Origin of the sequence: Lacinutrix sp. (genome assembly GCF_029238095.1) — a bacterium.
Lineage (GTDB): Bacteria > Bacteroidota > Bacteroidia > Flavobacteriales > Flavobacteriaceae > Lacinutrix.
Genome location: NZ_JAQWGS010000026.1, coordinates 15,503 through 32,452, shown reverse-complemented (window position 1 = coordinate 32,452; position 16,950 = coordinate 15,503). Strand labels below are relative to the sequence as shown.

Genomic DNA, 16,950 nt, shown 5'->3' with positions numbered 1-16,950 from the left:
TTTATCATTTTGTTTTAGACGTTAAACATTTTGTAGATTTGAATATAAGTTTAGAAATAAACATTTTTTTAATGATATTTAATACAACACATTCAAGCAAAGAAAATAAAGAATCAATCAACGAATTTGTTGGTAAATCTTATGGTTTCATAGAAAGTATTAAATTAAAAGGAATTGGTTCTAAACGAATGGTAATAGATAATGTGAGTCCTAATTTAAAACAATATCTCAACACAGTTTCAGATATTAATTATGCTAACTTAGAACTTAGACCAAAGGGCGTTTTAATTCATATAATAAAAGGCCTACAAAACTTTACTTGGGCAATACCATATTACCAATTGGTAATATATAGAACAAATGCTTCTAGTATTCATGCACAAGGTAAATTTATTCATTTTAAAAACAATAGAATGTTTAAAGAGAATAAGTTGTTTTTTGATAAACTTTTAAATGAAAAAATAAAATTTGATGAGCAATATCATTTCCAAACCTAACAAACCAGATAACTTCACTACCGAAGATATCGACAGAATAATAGAAATGGCTTGGGAAGATAGAACTCCTTTTGATGCTATTACCTTTCAGTTCAACATTAAAGAACAAGAAGTTATAGAGCTCATGAGAAAAGAAATGAAACCTAGCAGTTTTAGAATGTGGAGAGCTAGAGTTCAAGGCAGAAAAACGAAACATTCTAAAAATAGAAATTTTGAAGAAGGACGCTTTAAATGTTCAAGACAAAAACAAATTACACACAACAAAATAAGTAAAAGATAAATATTGCTATGAAAAAGACTAATTTAGAATTACTTACACAAGAAAACAAAATGAATTTAAATGGTTACTCAGTACAAGACATTGGTGACGACCACCTATTTACAGGATTAGAAACGCCAATGAAACCAGATGCTTTTAATCTCTCAGACACCGAAAAGAAAGAAAAAATAGCCATTCTATTTGAAGAAATAATGGATGTTTTAGGTCTAGACTTAACAGACGATTCTCTCAAGGGAACTCCCAAAAGAGTTGCGAAAATGTACATTGAAGAAATATTTTCTGGATTAAACCCTGAAAATAAGCCAAAAATTGCTTTATTTGACAATAAGTATCAATACAACCAGATGCTTGTAGAAAAGAATATCACGTTTTATTCTAATTGCGAACACCACTTTGTTCCAATAATAGGTAAAGCACATGTGGCATACATTTCTTCTGGCAAGGTTATTGGTCTATCAAAGTTAAACAGAATAGTACATTATTTCGCAAAACGACCACAAGTACAAGAACGTTTAACAAACCAAATAGCAAACGAATTAAAAACAATTCTAAATACTGAAGATATAGCTGTTATAATAGATGCAAAACATTTATGTGTTTCGTCTCGAGGAATTAAAGACGAAACCTCTGCAACTGTAACTTCTTATTATGGAGGCGCGTTTAAAAAACAAGCTAAAATAACTGAATTGCAGAATTACCTAAAAGATTAAAAATGGATATTTTAAAAGAAGCACTAGAGTTCGAACAACAAGGAACATCTTTCAAATCTACAAACGAACGAATAGTAGCTTCAAGAAAAGCTAAGGAAATAATACTTGGTTTAAATCAAATTTATAAAGAAAGTAAGGATCCTGAATTAATGGAAGTCATGAAGCGCCTTACTGTTATTAAACAAAAAATTGAAAAACGACTAAAAGGTCGTCCATCATCATAGAATAGACTTGCCTTTGGCTAATATTGTGTCTATTCTCTTAAAAAAATCATTAATAAAAAATGAAAAACATTGTAGTTATAGGCGGAAGCAAAGGCATTGGTAGTGCTATTGTTTGTAGTCTTGTTTCAGAAAACAGAGTCTTTAACATTAGTAGAACTTCTCCGGAAAATTCACATCAAAACTTAATACACTACTCTTGTAATGTATTAACAGACGATTTGCCAGAAATTGAAGCTATAGATACTTTAATATACTGTCCTGGAAGTATTAATTTAAAACCAATCTCAAGATTATCTCTTGAAGACTTCAGAGAGGACTTCGAAATTAATGTTATTGGTGCTGTTAAAACAATACAACAGTATCTACCAAAATTAAAAAAAGGAAACGCACCTTCTATCCTACTATTTAGTACTGTAGCCTCAAAATTAGGAATGCCTTATCATGCAAGTGTTGCAGCTTCAAAATCTGCTATAGAAGGATTAACAAAATCTCTAGGAGCAGAATTAGCACCAACCATTCGTGTAAATGCCATTGCTCCAACCGTTACAGACACCACATTAGCTGCTAAGTTATTAAGGAACGATAAGATGGTTGAGAATATAAAAGAACGTCATCCTCTAAAAAAATTCTTAAATCCTGAAGAAGTAGCCAATATGGCAGTATTTTTAACTTCAGAAAATGCAGCCTCTATCTCTGGTCAAATATTCGAAATGGATTGTGGTATTGTAAGTTTTAAAATATAAAAAATGAACCCATTTAAAATATTTGCTCAAACCTTGTTTTCAAAAAAAAATAACGATCCAATCAATCCTAAACCCTTATATGATATAAAGCTCAACGGTTTAAATGGAAAGCCTATTATTCTTTCAGAATTTAGAGGAAAACACCTTTTATTTGTTAATGTAGCCTCAAAATGTGGTTTTACACCGCAATACAAAGACCTTCAAGAATTACATGATAAATATAAGGATAATCTTGTAATCATTGGATTACCTTGTAATCAATTTGGTAAACAAGAACCAGGTAATGCTAAAGATATTGAGTCTTTTTGTGAAGTAAATTATGGTGTAACTTTTTTAATTTCAGAAAAATTAGATGTGAAAGGCAGTAATGCGCATCCTCTATATAAGTGGTTAACTCAAAAAAGTAAAAATGGTGTTTCAAGCTCGACTGTTAAATGGAATTTTCAAAAGTATTTAGTAAATACCAACGGAGAACTAATAGATTATTTTTTTTCTACAACTAAACCTACAAGCTCTAAAATAACAAAATACTTAAAAGTATAATGAAGCTTTTTAAACACTTCTTATTTTTTTTAATTATAAATTTTGGAGGTTTATATATTGGTAATTTATTAATGAATAATGGACCACAAACTAGTTGGTACATAAATCTTAATAAAGCACCTTGGACACCACCAGGTTGGGTTTTTGGTGCAGCATGGACATTAATAATGATATGCTTTTCTATCTATTTAGCACACTTATTTATAAAAGTAGACAGTACAAAACTTAAGTTAGCTTTTGCCTTACAAGTTGTATTAAATGTATCTTGGAATTATGTTTTTTTCAATCAACATTTAGTTGCCTTTGGTTTAGTTATTATCTCTGCATTAACAATTGTTCTTTTTACTTTTTTCTTTAGCAATTTTAAAAGCATAAAAACGAAAAGCTACCTAATATTACCATACATGATTTGGCTACTAATTGCTACGTCTTTAAACGCTTTTATATTATTTAATAATTAAAATGAAAATTTATACATTACATAAAAAACAGAATTTACCAATAACTAAAGAAAAAGCTTGGGAATTCTTATCTAGTCCTAAAAATCTAAAAACCATCACACCAGATTACATGGGATTTAATATTCTCTCTGGTGCAGATAGACCAATGTTTTCAGGACAGATTATTCAATACATTGTCACTCCAATTTTAGGTATTAAAACCAAATGGGTTACAGAAATAACACATGTTGAAGAAGGTAAATATTTTGTGGATGAGCAACGTTTTGGACCATATGCTTTATGGCATCATAAACACTTTATTAACGAAATTGATGGAGGTGTTGAAATGGAAGATATTATAGATTATAAAGTACCATTGGGCATTTTAGGTCAGCTAGTGCATCCTATTCTAGTAAAGCCAAAATTAGAAGAGATTTTTAATTATCGCACACAGAAGTTAGAAGAACTATTTGGTAAATATTAAAATGAAACAAACTATTAACATATTCTGGTTTAGAAGAGATTTACGTTTGGAGGACAATCATGGTTTTTTTGAAGCTTTAAAAAGTGACAAACCAGTATTGCCTATTTTTATTTTTGATAATACCATATTAAGCAAACTTCCAAAGGATGATGCACGTGTAACTTTTATTCATGAAAGTTTACAAGAAATGCGAGAGGTTCTTGAAATCAAATACAACTCTGTTATTGCTATATATCATGGTACACCAGAAAATATTTACAAAGCGTTAATTGAAAATTATACAATTGATACTGTATATACAAACAGTGATTACGAACCTTATGCAATATCTAGAGATAAAAAAATAAAAACGTTACTAGAGTCAGAAGGTATAACATTTAAAGCCTTTAAAGATCAAGTTGTTTTTGAGCGTAATGAGATTGTAAAAAAAGATGGATCGGCTTATAAAGTATATACACCTTTTTCTCGTGTTTGGTTAGATGAATACAAAAGAAATGGGATTACTTATTATCCTTCGGAAGAACGACTTAATAACACCTTTAAATCTTCTGAATTACAAAATCTAACTTTAGAAGATATTGGTTTTAAGGAAGCTAAAGTTAAAATTGCACCTTATACAGTAACACCTACTTTAATTGCAGACTATGAAGCCACAAGAAACTTTCCTGCTCAAGATAACACCTCAAAATTAGGACCACATTTACGTTTTGGAACTGTAAGTGTTCGAAAAATGGTAAACGAAGCCTCAAAACAACAAAATATTACTTTTTTAAAAGAACTAATTTGGAGAGAGTTTTTTATGCAAATATTATGGCACTTTCCACACACTGCCGAAGAGAGCTTTAAACCAAAATATGAAAGAATAGAATGGCGTAACAACGAAACCGAATTTAAAGCTTGGTGTGAAGGAAAAACCGGTTATCCATTGGTAGATGCTGGAATGCGACAATTAAACCAAACAGGTTTTATGCACAATCGTATACGCATGTTAGTAGGTAGTTTTTTATGCAAACATTTATTAATAGATTGGCGTTTAGGAGAAGCTTACTTTGCTTTAAAATTACATGACTATGAAATGTCTAGTAACATTGGTAACTGGCAATGGGTTGCTGGTTGTGGTGTAGATGCTGCTCCATATTTTAGAATATTTAATCCTACGACTCAAATAGATAAATTTGATAAGCAACACAACTATATAAAAAAATGGGTTCCAGATTACCAAGAATTGACGTATCCTACTCCAATTGTCGACCATAAAACTGCTAGAGAACGTTGTTTGAAGGTTTACAAAACAGCCGTTTCTTAATTGCTTGTAATTATAAGTATACTTTAATATTTAAAACAAAAAAAACCACTTAAAGAAGTGGTTTTTTTAATTGTATAAAATAAAATTTATAGACCAAATTTAGCTTTCAATTCTTTAGCTTTTTCGTTTTCGTCTATCGCACTGTAAAGACTTGAAAGTGTTTTTGCGATGTCTGCATCTGCCTTACCACTATTTATTACATTTTCTAAGTATGGGATTGCTCTTTTATAAACTAACTTTCTATCGTCTTGTAATTTATTATATATAACAGTATCAGCATTCGAATTTGATAATGAATTCATTTTTTTCAAAATTTCTTTATCCTCTTTTAAAATCATAGCAGCCATATTAGTAGATGCGTTTATATGATTTGAATCTAAACCGATAACTTTATCATAATATTTTTTTGCTTCAGTTATATTTCCCGCTTTTGCAGACATAACACCTAAATTGAATAATAATTCAACATTATTAGGATCGTTAGCAATAGCTTGTTTAATTAGCTTTTCATACTCTTCAGTATTTCCTAACCTTAATTGTACATTACCTTCAGACACAATTAATTCTGAGTTTGAAGGATCAATTGCTCTTGCTTCTTTAAAGGCTACTAATGCTTCTTCATTTCTACCAAGATTATCATAAATTAATGCAATTTTGACAGCTATATCTGGTGCTTTAGACTCAGACATTCTTTCACCTGGTTTAATATGTGTTTTAGCTTTAACATATAAATCACGTGTTGCTTTATCATAAGTCTCTTCTTTACCAGTTTCTTTATTTATGGCAAAATATTCTTTTTCAACACCTGTATAACCTAAATCTTTTAAAGCTATGTAATGTTTTAAAGCCGTTTCTAAATCTTCACCTTGTATGGCACTAACAGCAGCAAAATATAAATAAAATTGATCTTCTGGAACCAATTTAAATAGCATTGTAAATAAACCTGAGGCTTCTTTATACTTTTCGTTTTTGTAAAAATTATTGGCTTTTTGTAATAATTCGTTTCTTACAAATTGTTTTGTATCATTTAGTTCACTAACATATTTACTATCTACTTTTGTTAAGTCGTTAAAAGCAGTATCAAAATCGGTAAAACTACCTGCTCCATTTGCGTAAAGTGCTTTTGCTCTATTAAAATAGAATTTAGATTTCATTTTATCATCCATACTATCAAGCATAGATTCTAGTTGTGTTGCAGTAGCTTTAGCTTCAGCAAAATTGTTATTTTTAATAGCTTTTTCTAAAGTCTTCAATTCTTTTTTTTGAGCAAAAGAAAGAACTGAAACAAATAAAGCTAAGGCTAGGATTAGTTGTTTTTTCATTAGTTTTTAAGTTTTAATTTTTAAAATTTATTCTTCTTCGTTAGAATCAAGAGTCATGCCATTGTCTGAATCAGTAGTTTCCTCAGCGGTTTCTGGAAGTTTTACATTTCCTTCTTCATCTAGTTCTACTGTGTCTTCATCGTCCTCACGCATCACTTTAGCTACTGCTGCAATAGAGTCTTTACCTTTTAAATTAATTAATTTAACACCTTGTGTTGCTCTACCCATTACACGAAGATCTGCAACTGCCATTCTAATAGCTATACCAGATTTATTTATAATCATTAAATCATCTTCATCTGTTACGTTTTTGATAGAAACTAAATTTCCAGTTTTTTCGGTAATAGAAATTGTTTTAACACCTTTTCCTCCTCTATTCGTAATGCGGTAATCTTCTAAGCTAGAACGCTTACCATAACCATTTTCTGAAACGACTAAGATGTTACTATCCATATCATCTACTGCAATCATACCAATAACTTCATCGGTTTTTTCGTCTTGCAAACGAATACCTCTAACACCAGAAGCGTTACGTCCCATTGGTCTTGTTTTAGCTTCTTCAAATCTAATGGCTTTACCAGATTTTAATGCTAGCATGACTTGGCTTTCGCCTGTTGTTAATTTAGCTTCTAATAAAACATCATCTTCTTTAATAGTAATGGCATTAATTCCATTAGTTCTTGGTCTAGAATACTGCTCTAAAGAGGTCTTTTTTACTTGCCCTTGTTTAGTGGCCATAATAACATAATGACTGTTAATGTAGTCTTCATCTTTTAAATCTTGAGTACAAATAAACGCCATTACCTTATCATCTTGTTCAATGTTTATAAGGTTTTGGATGGCTCTTCCTTTAGAGGTTTTGCTACCTTCTGGAATTTCGTAAACACGCATCCAGAAACATTTTCCTTTTTGAGTAAAAAATAACATGTATTGGTGGTTAGTACCTACAAATAAATGTTCTAAGAAATCTTCATTACGAGTAGTTGACGCTTTTTGGCCTACACCTCCTCTATGTTGAGTTTTGTATTCGCTTAATAACGTTCTTTTAATATAACCAGCATGCGAAATTGTAATAACAACTTGAGCATCAGGAATCATGTCTTCAATACTTAAATCGCCACCTGCATATTCTATTACAGAACGACGCTCATCTCCATATTTGTCACGAATAACAACTAACTCTTCTTTAATTATTGACATTCTGCGCTCTTTACTATCAAGAATACTCTTCAAGTCTTCAATAGTTTTCATGATGTCTTCATATTCGCTGCGAAGTTTATCCTGCTCTAGTCCAGTTAATTGACGTAGACGCATTTCGACTATTGCTTTGGCTTGAATTTCTGAAAGTTTAAAACGCTCTATTAAATTAGTTCGTGCTTCATCTCCATTTGCCGAAGCTCTAATAATTTTAATAACTTCATCTATATTATCTGAGGCTATTATTAGCCCTTCTAAAATATGAGCACGTTCTTCTGCTTTTCGTAATTCATATGTTGTGCGCCTTACAACCACATCATGTCTATGCTCTACGAAATAGTGAATTAATTCTTTTAAATTTAATAATTGTGGACGTCCATTAACTAAGGCAATGTTGTTGACACTAAATGATGATTGTAAAGCAGTGTACTTATATAATTTATTTAAAACAATGTTAGGTATTGCATCACGCTTTAAAACGTAAACAATACGCATTCCGTTTCTATCAGACTCATCTCTAATGGTAGATATGCCTTCTAATTTTTTATCATTAATTAAATCGGCAGTTTTTTTAATCATATCTGCCTTATTCACTTGGTATGGAATCTCTGTTACGATTATACATTCTCTACCTTGAACTTCTTCAATATTTGCATTGGCACGCATAACAATTCGTCCACGTCCTGTATGAAAAGCTTCTTTTACACCATCATATCCATAAATAGTTCCACCTGTTGGAAAATCTGGCGCTTTAATATGTGTAATAAGCTCATCAATCTCAATATCATTATTATCGATAAAAGCAATGGTACCATTTACAACTTCTGTTAAATTGTGAGGAGGCATATTTGTTGCCATACCTACAGCAATACCAGAAGCACCATTAACGAGTAAACCTGGAATACGTGTTGGTAAAACGGTTGGTTCTTCAAGCGTATCATCAAAGTTTAATTTATGATCTACAGTTTCTTTATCAATATCTGCCAACATGTCTTCAGATATTTTTCGCATTCTAGCCTCTGTATAACGCATTGCTGCTGGACTATCACCATCTACAGATCCAAAGTTACCTTGCCCATCTACAAGCATATAACGTAAACTCCATTCTTGAGCCATACGAACCATAGCGTCGTAAACAGAGGTGTCACCATGTGGATGATACTTACCTAAAACCTCACCAACTATTCTTGCAGACTTTTTATGAGCACTATTTGCTCTAACACCAAGTTCATGCATACCATAAAGTACACGTCTGTGTACTGGTTTTAAACCATCTCTTACGTCTGGTAAAGCACGTGATACAATAACTGACATTGAATAATCAATGTAAGCCGATTTCATTTCGTCTTCAATTTTTATAGGAATGAGCTTGTCTCCTTCGTTCATGGCTTAATTTTATATTAGTAGCTAAAATAGACAATCAGTGCACAATATTAAATAATTATTAAGTCATAATTTTTAAAATTATTAACAGAATTATAAGCTGTTTTGGTGGTAAATAATTACATCCCATCTTTTGAAATATTAATATTTTTTTGTCTATTAGCATTGAGCTTAAAACTATGGTCTGTTTTTTGCAAAAACTTATTTTAAAAAATCTATGGATGATAATTTTTCACCTCGAGTAAAAGATGTAATTTCTTTTAGTAAGGAGGAAGCCCTTAGGTTGGGACATAATTTTATTGGCACTGAACATTTAATGCTTGGAATCTTAAGGGACGGGGGTGGAAAAGCTATGGCGATTTTAAATGCAATTGAAGTAAATCTCGAAGAATTAAGACGCAAAGTTGAAATATTAAATCCTGCTATGATTGATGGTGATCAAACATTAAATGACAAAAAAAACCTACATTTAACCCGACAAGCTGAACGTGCACTCAAAACTACATTTTTAGAGGCAAAATTATTCCAAAGTGATTTAATTAATACTGCCCACTTACTACTTTGTATTCTTCGAAACGAAAATGATCCTACTACTAAATTACTTACAAGACTAAATGTAGATTACGATATCGTAAAAGAACAATTTAAACTCATGCTGGCAAACGATTCGAATTCTTACGAAGAACTCCCATCATCATCCTTCGCTGAAGAAAAAGACAACGAAGGCGAAGCAAAAGAAAATCCATTTATACCTACTTCTGACTCAAAAACATCTAAAAAATCTAAAACTCCAGTTTTGGACAATTTTGGTCGAGATATCACTGCATTAGCTGAACAAGAAAAATTAGACCCTGTAGTTGGAAGAGAAAAAGAGATTGAAAGGGTTTCTCAAGTACTTAGTCGAAGAAAGAAAAATAACCCATTATTAATTGGAGAACCGGGTGTTGGAAAATCTGCAATCGCTGAAGGATTAGCACTTCGTATTATTCAAAAAAGGGTTTCACGAGTGCTTTACAATAAGCGTGTAGTTAGTTTAGATTTAGCAAGCCTTGTTGCTGGAACTAAGTATAGAGGGCAGTTTGAAGAACGAATGAAAGCAATGATGAACGAATTAGAAAAGAATGATGATATAATTCTTTTTATTGATGAAATTCATACTATAGTTGGTGCAGGAGGTGCTACTGGAAGCCTAGACGCATCTAATATGTTCAAGCCTGCTCTAGCTCGTGGTGAAATCCAATGCATAGGAGCTACAACATTAGATGAGTATCGTCAAAATATAGAAAAAGACGGTGCTTTAGAAAGGCGTTTTCAAAAAGTTTTAGTTGAGCAAACTAATACTGTTGAGACGCTCGAAATTTTAAAAAATATAAAAGAGCGTTATGAAAATCATCATAATGTCAATTATTCTGAGGATGCATTAAGTGCATGCGTAGATTTAACCAATCGTTACATGTCAGATCGTTTTTTACCTGACAAAGCTATTGACGCGTTGGACGAAGCTGGTTCTAGAGTCCATATTAATAATATGAGTGTTCCTAAAGAAGTGGTTGATCTTGAGGCACAACTCGATAAAGTTAGAGAATCAAAAAACTCTGTTGTAAAAAAGCAAAAATACGAAGAAGCTGCTAAACTTCGAGATGATGAAAAAAGAGTAGAGCGCCTTTTAATTGAAGCTCAAGAGCGTTGGCAGGAGGAATCAAAACTCAATCGAGTAACTGTGAATGAAAATGATATTGCTGATGTAGTTTCCATGATGACTAACATTCCTGTTAATAAAATTATTAAATCTGAAAAAAATAAGCTATCAAAATTAGCTAAAGTCATTAACTCTAAGCTTATTGGACAAAATGAGGCAGTAGAAAAAGTAGTTAAGGCAATTCAACGTAATCGCGCTGGATTAAAAGCTCCTGATAAACCAATTGGTTCCTTCATTTTTTTAGGACAAACAGGTGTAGGAAAAACTCAACTAGCAAAAATTTTAGCTTCTGAGATTTTTGATTCAGAGGAGAATTTGATTAGGATAGATATGAGTGAATACATGGAAAAATTTGCTGTGTCAAGATTAGTCGGTGCACCTCCAGGTTATGTTGGATATGAAGAAGGCGGACAATTGACGGAAAAAGTTAGAAGACGACCCTATTCAGTTATTTTACTTGACGAAGTTGAAAAGGCTCATCCAGACATCTTCAACATGATGCTTCAGATACTTGATGATGGTTTCTTAACAGACAGCTTAGGAAGAAAAATTAACTTCCAAAATACTATAATAATTATGACTTCTAATATTGGTGCAAGACAAGTTAAAGATTTTGGAAGAGGATTAGGTTTTGAAACTGCATCACAAAAATCTCAGTCAAAAGAAATTGAAAAAGGAGTTATCCAAAAAGAGTTAAAAAAGACATTTTCTCCAGAGTTTTTAAATAGAATTGATGATATAGTGGTATTTAATAATCTTGAAAAAAATGATATTAGGAAAATTGTAGACATTGAATTGGTACACCTTGTTAAACGGGTTAAGCAATTGGGATATGAAATAGAAATATCAGAATCAGCGAAGGACTTTCTGTCTGAAAAAGGCTATGATAGTAAGTATGGCGCAAGACCCTTAAATAGAGCCATTCAAAAGCATTTAGAAGATTTATTGGCTGAGAATGTAGTAAATAATTCTATAAAAGAAGGAGACAAAATCACGATAGACAAAAATAGAGATGATGACTCTTTAAATCTAAAACTTAGTCAAGAAATTGAAAATTCATAAAATTACCAGATTAAAAAGGTTTCTTAACATATAGATTCTTAAATCTTTTTTTCCAAAAAAATAGTTCATAGCCATCCAATAAGTGTTATTTTTGCGCTTGTTTAATTATTAAGTATGTGCCATTTTCGGGCATGTTGGTGTTAAATTTATATGAAAGTTTTAAAATTTGGTGGTACGTCTGTAGCTAATGCTAAAAGTTTGATCAATGTTATAGATATTATTACTCAATCTAAAGATCAAGTAGTAGTAGTAGTTTCTGCTTTAGGTGGGATAACCGACTTACTTGTTGAAATGTCAGAACGGGCTAGTATGGGCCAAAATAATTATAAAGAACACCTTGAAACACTTGAGAATCGCCACTTAAACCCCATTGAATATTTCATCCCATTAACACATCAAAGTGAAATAATTAGTTTTTTAAAATCTCAACTAAATGAACTTGAAGAGGTCGTTGAATCATTATTTACCTTAAACGAACTTACCTCTAAAAGCCTTGCTAAAATTTTAAGTTACGGTGAGATTCTTTCAAGTACTATTATTTATAATATTCTCAAGTATAAAGCATGTGATGCAGTATTAAAAGATTCAAGAGAATTGATTTTTACGTATTCAATTGATGATAGAGAGATTGTAAATCAAAAACAAAGTGAAAAAGCGACAAAGGCATTCTTAAAAAGAAATAATTCTAAAATTATATTAATACCTGGATTTATTGCTCAAGACGAAGAGGGAAATACATCAACTTTAGGTCGTGGAGGATCTGATTTTACTGCATCCTTAATAGCAAATTATAGTAATGCATCACACTTAGAGATTTGGACAGATGTAAGCGGTATGTATACAGCCCATCCAAAACTTGTAAGTCAAGCAATTCCTATTTCAAAACTTTCATACCACGAGGCAATGGAGCTTTCCCATTTCGGAGCCAAAGTAATCTATCCTCCTACTCTACAACCGTTAATTGATAAAAATATTCCTGTAATAATTAAAAATACTTTTGAGAAAGAGGCTCAGGGTACCCTAATTAATGCTAAAGGTAACCCAAAAGGAGAAGGTTCAATTGTTAAAGGAATAAGTCACATAGATGATGTTGTGTTAATTAGTCTAGAGGGAAGTGGCATGATTGGTATTCCAGGTTTTTCAAAACGTTTTTTTGAGTGTTTATCTCAAAAACATATTAATATTATAATGATTACTCAAGCTTCCTCAGAACATTCAATTTGCATAGGTGTCCGTTCAGAAGATGCTACTCTAGCAAAAAAAACTATCGACAATCATTTTACGTTTGAAATAAGTGTCCAAAAAGTTACCGCTGCCAAAATAGAATCTAATATGTCAAATATTGCTGTTGTTGGAGATAGAATGAAGGATCATCAAGGCATTAGTGGTAAGCTATTTAGTAGTTTAGGTGCAAATAATATAAATATACGTGCTATAGCTCAGGGAGCCTCAGAAAGAAATATTTCTATTGTTATAGATAAAAAAAATACTCAAAAAGCACTAAACTCAATACACGAAAGTTTTTTTGAAGCTCAGACTAAAGAGTTGAATCTTTTCATAACCGGTGTAGGTAATGTAGGAAGTAAACTTTTGGAGCAAATTCATAGACAATTCAAATATCTTTTGGAAAACTTGCGCTTAAAAATACGTGTTATTGCAATTTCAAATTCAAAAAAAATGTTTTTAAGTGATAGCCCTATTGACTTGAATAATTGGAAAAAACAGTTGGTCACAAGTAAAACTAAAGCTGATAGAGATGTTTTCTTTGATCATGTGAAAAAGTTGAATTTAAGGAATAGTATTTTCATCGATAACACCGCAAGTGAATTTATTTCAGAAGAATATGTGCGTTATCTAGCAAGCAATATAGGTGTCGTAACTTGCAACAAAATTGCTTGTGCAGGCTCATTCAAAAACTACTTAGATTTAAAAAAAATCTCTAGGCGATATAATACACCTTTCCTTTTTGAAACGAATGTAGGTGCGGGACTACCAGTAATTGATACTTTAAATAATCTAATCGCATCAGGAGATAAAATTCATAAAATTCAAGCCATATTGTCGGGGAGTTTAAATTATATTTTTAATAAATTTAATTCAAAAACAACTTTTAAAAAAGTAGTTCAAAGTGCACAAAATGAAGGGTTTACCGAACCTGATCCTAAGATCGATCTAAGCGGTGTAGATGTAGCACGAAAAATATTAATCTTAGCTCGTGAAAGCGGTTTTAAATTAGAGTTGAAAGATATTGTTAATAGAAACTTTTTACCGTTAGAAGTATTGGATAGTTTATCTAATGAAGAATTTTATAATGCAATTGATAAAAATGAAGTTCATTTTCAAAACATATTAAAAAATGCTGAAGAAAAGGGAGCAAGATTAAAATATGTGGCTCAATTGGAGCAAGGAAAGGCTTCTGTTGGACTTCAAGAAATTGAATCAAGTCATGATTTTTATAATTTGGAAGGAAGCGATAATATAATTTTATTTTACACAAGTAGATACAAAAACCAACCTTTGATCGTAAAAGGAGCTGGTGCTGGAGCAGATGTAACCGCTGGAGGGATTTTTGGGGATATTATTAGAATTGGAAAACAATAAAATGGATCAGATTAAGATTTTTACACCTGCTAGTGTTGCAAACGTCTCATGTGGTTTTGATGTATTAGGTTTTTGCCTAGATACAGTTGGAGATATAATGAAGGTGTCTAAAACCGAGAATCCAGGTGTAACTATAGGAGCTGTTACAGGACAGGAATTACCCAAAGATCCTTTAAAGAACGTAGCAAGTGTTGCAGCTTCTTCACTTTTAAAAGCTCACTCATCAAATAATGGCTTCCGTATTGATATTGAAAAAAGAATTAAGCCTGGAAGCGGAATTGGAAGTAGTGCAGCAAGTGCAGCTGGAGCTGTTTTTGCTATTAATGAATTATTGGGGAGGCCCTATTCAAGAAATGGATTAGTAAAATTTGCAATGGCTGGTGAATCACTTGCTAGCGGTGCTGCTCACGCAGACAATCTTGCCCCAGTTTTACTGGGTGGCTTTACATTAGTTCGAAGTAATAAGACTCTAGACATAATTAAACTTCCTTCTCCTAAAGATTTAGTTGCTACAATAATACATCCAAAAATTGAATTAAAAACAATTCATTCCAGAGCTATTCTTAAAAATGAAATTCCACTGAAAAAAGCGGTTGAACAATGGGGGAATTTAGGAGCATTTATAAGTGCGCTTTACACGAATGACTATGGATTGCTTTCACGAAGCATGGAAGACAAGATAATTGAACCAATAAGAGCTATGTTAATTCCTAAATTTAATGATATAAAACATGCAGCAATTGATGCTGGAGCACTAGGAAGTGGCATCTCTGGATCAGGTCCATCTGTTTACTCATTGTCAAAAGGAGAAGCTAAAGCCAAAAAAGTAGGTCAAGCTATAAGAACATATTATGATGAAATTGGACTTGATTATGAAGTTCACTACTCACGCATTAATAATGAAGGTATAAAGATCTTATAAATAAGTGAAATATTTCAGTTTAAATTATAATGCAAGGGATGTAGGTTTTTTAGAGGCTGTTACAAAAGGTCTTGCTCCAGATCGTGGATTATATTTTCCGAAGCAAATCCCAAAATTAGAGCACGATTTTATAAATAATCTTGATCAGTATTCAGATCACGAAATCGCATATGAAGTTATACAGCAATATGTAGGAGACGACATCTACAGCAATGACTTAAAAAAAATTATTCAGGATACTTTAAGCTTTAATTTTCCAATCATAGAAATAACTGATAAAATTGCCTTACTTGAATTATTTCATGGTCCTACTTTGGCATTTAAAGATGTTGGTGCCCGATTTATGGCTCGATGTTTATCCTATAATAACGATATAAAAAAAGAGGGGGACTTAACCATACTTGTCGCTACTTCAGGAGATACTGGTGGAGCAGTCGCAGATGGATTCTATAAAGTAAAAGGTATTGATGTGATTATTCTCTATCCAAAAGGAAAGGTAAGTGATATTCAAGAGCGTCAATTGACAACTCTTGGAGAAAACATAATTCCTTTAGAAGTTGATGGTACATTTGATGACTGCCAAGAAATGGTTAAAAGTGCTTTTGTTGATCCGGAGTTAAAAGAAAACATAAAGTTAACATCCGCAAATTCAATAAATATTGCTAGATGGTTGTCTCAAATGTTTTATTATTTTATAGCTTATAAAAATCGTCCAAATCCAGACAAAAAAATTATATTTTCTGTTCCAAGCGGAAACTTTGGTAATATCTGTGCTGGAATAATTGCTAAACAGATGGGGCTTCCAATTGATCATTTTATTGCAAGCACTAATATCAATGATACAGTTCCAGAATTTTTGAAATCAGGTAGCTATACTCCTAAAAAATCCATTCAAACTATTTCAAACGCAATGGATGTTGGTAATCCAAGTAATTTCATTAGGATTCAGAAAATCTTTAATAATGATTTTTTCAAACTCAAGAAAGTCTTGAGTGGTTTTGGATACACTGATAAGCTTACAGAAAAAGCACTAAAAGAAATTTTCAAAATAAATGGATATATAGCTGATCCTCATGGTGCAATTGGATTTTTAGGATTAAAACAATATATGGCTTCTCTAAAAAATGAAGAAGCATATCAAGGCATTTTTTTAGAAACAGCCCATCCAATAAAATTTAAAAACACAGTGGAGAATATTCTTAAAACAAAGATTGAGACACCTACTCGTCTTAGGGGTATTTTAAACCTCAAAAAAATACGTTCTCCTTTAAGTAAGTATTCAGAACTTAAATCTTTACTCCTCTCAAGAAATAAATAAATTTTTAATGGGGTATTCTAAACTACACCGTTTATTAAAATTTGTCTCTTGATAAATTTATTTCCAATCCATGAAATAATAATACTAAATAAGATTTATATTTTTTCTTAATTCTATTCCCTTATTCCTGTTAAAATCAATAGAAATTTTTGCCTTTTATACATTATCTTTAGATTTAATTATTTGTAAAAACGTAAAATACATATAGGTAGGAAATAT

The 16,950-nt window shown here is 31.6% G+C and carries 15 protein-coding genes; 13 read left to right on the top strand and 2 right to left on the bottom strand.

Going from position 1 to position 16,950, the window contains the following annotated elements:
• The first annotated feature begins 71 nt into the window (after positions 1-71).
• The 9 genes from P8H50_RS08145 to P8H50_RS08105 are packed head-to-tail and all read left to right on the top strand — an operon-like array spanning position 72 to position 5,227.
• On the top strand, positions 72-497 hold the full coding sequence (locus P8H50_RS08145) for a hypothetical protein (protein WP_300207615.1): 426 nt from the start codon (positions 72-74) through the stop codon (positions 495-497).
• The gene (locus P8H50_RS08140) at positions 472-777 is read left to right on the top strand and encodes a TIGR03643 family protein (protein WP_300207613.1); all 306 of its coding nucleotides are present in this window, start codon (positions 472-474) and stop codon (positions 775-777) included. The genes P8H50_RS08145 and P8H50_RS08140 overlap by 26 nt, the downstream gene beginning before the upstream one ends.
• Positions 778-785: 8 nt before the next feature.
• Complete coding sequence (folE, locus tag P8H50_RS08135) at positions 786-1,487, top strand: GTP cyclohydrolase I FolE (protein WP_300207609.1); 702 nt, start codon at positions 786-788, stop codon at positions 1,485-1,487.
• A 2-nt stretch (positions 1,488-1,489) separates the two neighbouring features.
• Entirely contained in the window at positions 1,490-1,711 is a 222-nt protein-coding gene (locus tag P8H50_RS08130) for a hypothetical protein (RefSeq protein WP_300207606.1), read from the top strand.
• A 59-nt stretch (positions 1,712-1,770) separates the two neighbouring features.
• Positions 1,771-2,454, top strand: coding sequence for an SDR family oxidoreductase (locus P8H50_RS08125; protein WP_300207603.1), 684 nt, complete (start codon positions 1,771-1,773; stop codon positions 2,452-2,454).
• Positions 2,455-2,457: 3 nt separating this feature from the next.
• Positions 2,458-2,997, top strand: coding sequence for a glutathione peroxidase (locus P8H50_RS08120; RefSeq protein ID WP_300207600.1), 540 nt, complete (start codon positions 2,458-2,460; stop codon positions 2,995-2,997).
• A complete protein-coding gene (locus P8H50_RS08115) occupies positions 2,997-3,458 on the top strand; it encodes a TspO/MBR family protein (protein ID WP_300207598.1) in 462 nt (153 codons plus the stop codon). The genes P8H50_RS08120 and P8H50_RS08115 overlap by 1 nt, the downstream gene beginning before the upstream one ends.
• Before the next feature lies 1 nt (position 3,459).
• Positions 3,460-3,921, top strand: a complete 462-nt coding sequence (locus tag P8H50_RS08110) for an SRPBCC family protein (RefSeq protein ID WP_300207595.1) — start codon at positions 3,460-3,462, stop codon at positions 3,919-3,921.
• Position 3,922: 1 nt separating this feature from the next.
• Positions 3,923-5,227, top strand: a complete 1,305-nt coding sequence (locus P8H50_RS08105) for a deoxyribodipyrimidine photo-lyase (protein ID WP_300207592.1) — start codon at positions 3,923-3,925, stop codon at positions 5,225-5,227.
• 86 nt (positions 5,228-5,313) lie between these two features.
• Here the strand turns inward: P8H50_RS08105 and P8H50_RS08100 are convergent, their stop codons facing one another.
• Together P8H50_RS08100 and gyrA are read right to left on the bottom strand one after the other, a co-directional pair.
• Complete coding sequence (locus P8H50_RS08100) at positions 5,314-6,549, bottom strand: tetratricopeptide repeat protein (protein WP_300207589.1); 1,236 nt, start codon at positions 6,547-6,549, stop codon at positions 5,314-5,316.
• A gap of 27 nt (positions 6,550-6,576) precedes the next feature.
• A complete protein-coding gene (gyrA, locus tag P8H50_RS08095; protein WP_300207587.1) occupies positions 6,577-9,132 on the bottom strand; it encodes a DNA gyrase subunit A in 2,556 nt (851 codons plus the stop codon).
• A 214-nt stretch (positions 9,133-9,346) separates the two neighbouring features.
• Between gyrA and P8H50_RS08090 the strand changes: the two genes are divergently transcribed.
• From P8H50_RS08090 to thrC, 4 genes are all read left to right on the top strand, one after another.
• Positions 9,347-11,890: an ATP-dependent Clp protease ATP-binding subunit gene (locus P8H50_RS08090; protein WP_300207585.1), complete on the top strand. Its 2,544-nt coding sequence runs from the start codon at positions 9,347-9,349 to the stop codon at positions 11,888-11,890.
• Positions 11,891-12,040: 150 nt separating this feature from the next.
• The gene (gene thrA, locus P8H50_RS08085) at positions 12,041-14,491 is read left to right on the top strand and encodes a bifunctional aspartate kinase/homoserine dehydrogenase I (protein WP_300207582.1); all 2,451 of its coding nucleotides are present in this window, start codon (positions 12,041-12,043) and stop codon (positions 14,489-14,491) included.
• Position 14,492: 1 nt separating this feature from the next.
• Positions 14,493-15,413 carry a homoserine kinase gene (locus tag P8H50_RS08080; RefSeq protein ID WP_300207579.1) on the top strand — a complete coding sequence of 307 codons (921 nt, stop codon included), beginning with the start codon at positions 14,493-14,495 and terminating at the stop codon, positions 15,411-15,413.
• Positions 15,414-15,417: 4 nt separating this feature from the next.
• A complete protein-coding gene (thrC, locus tag P8H50_RS08075; protein WP_300207577.1) occupies positions 15,418-16,731 on the top strand; it encodes a threonine synthase in 1,314 nt (437 codons plus the stop codon).
• Positions 16,732-16,950: the final 219 nt, after the last annotated feature.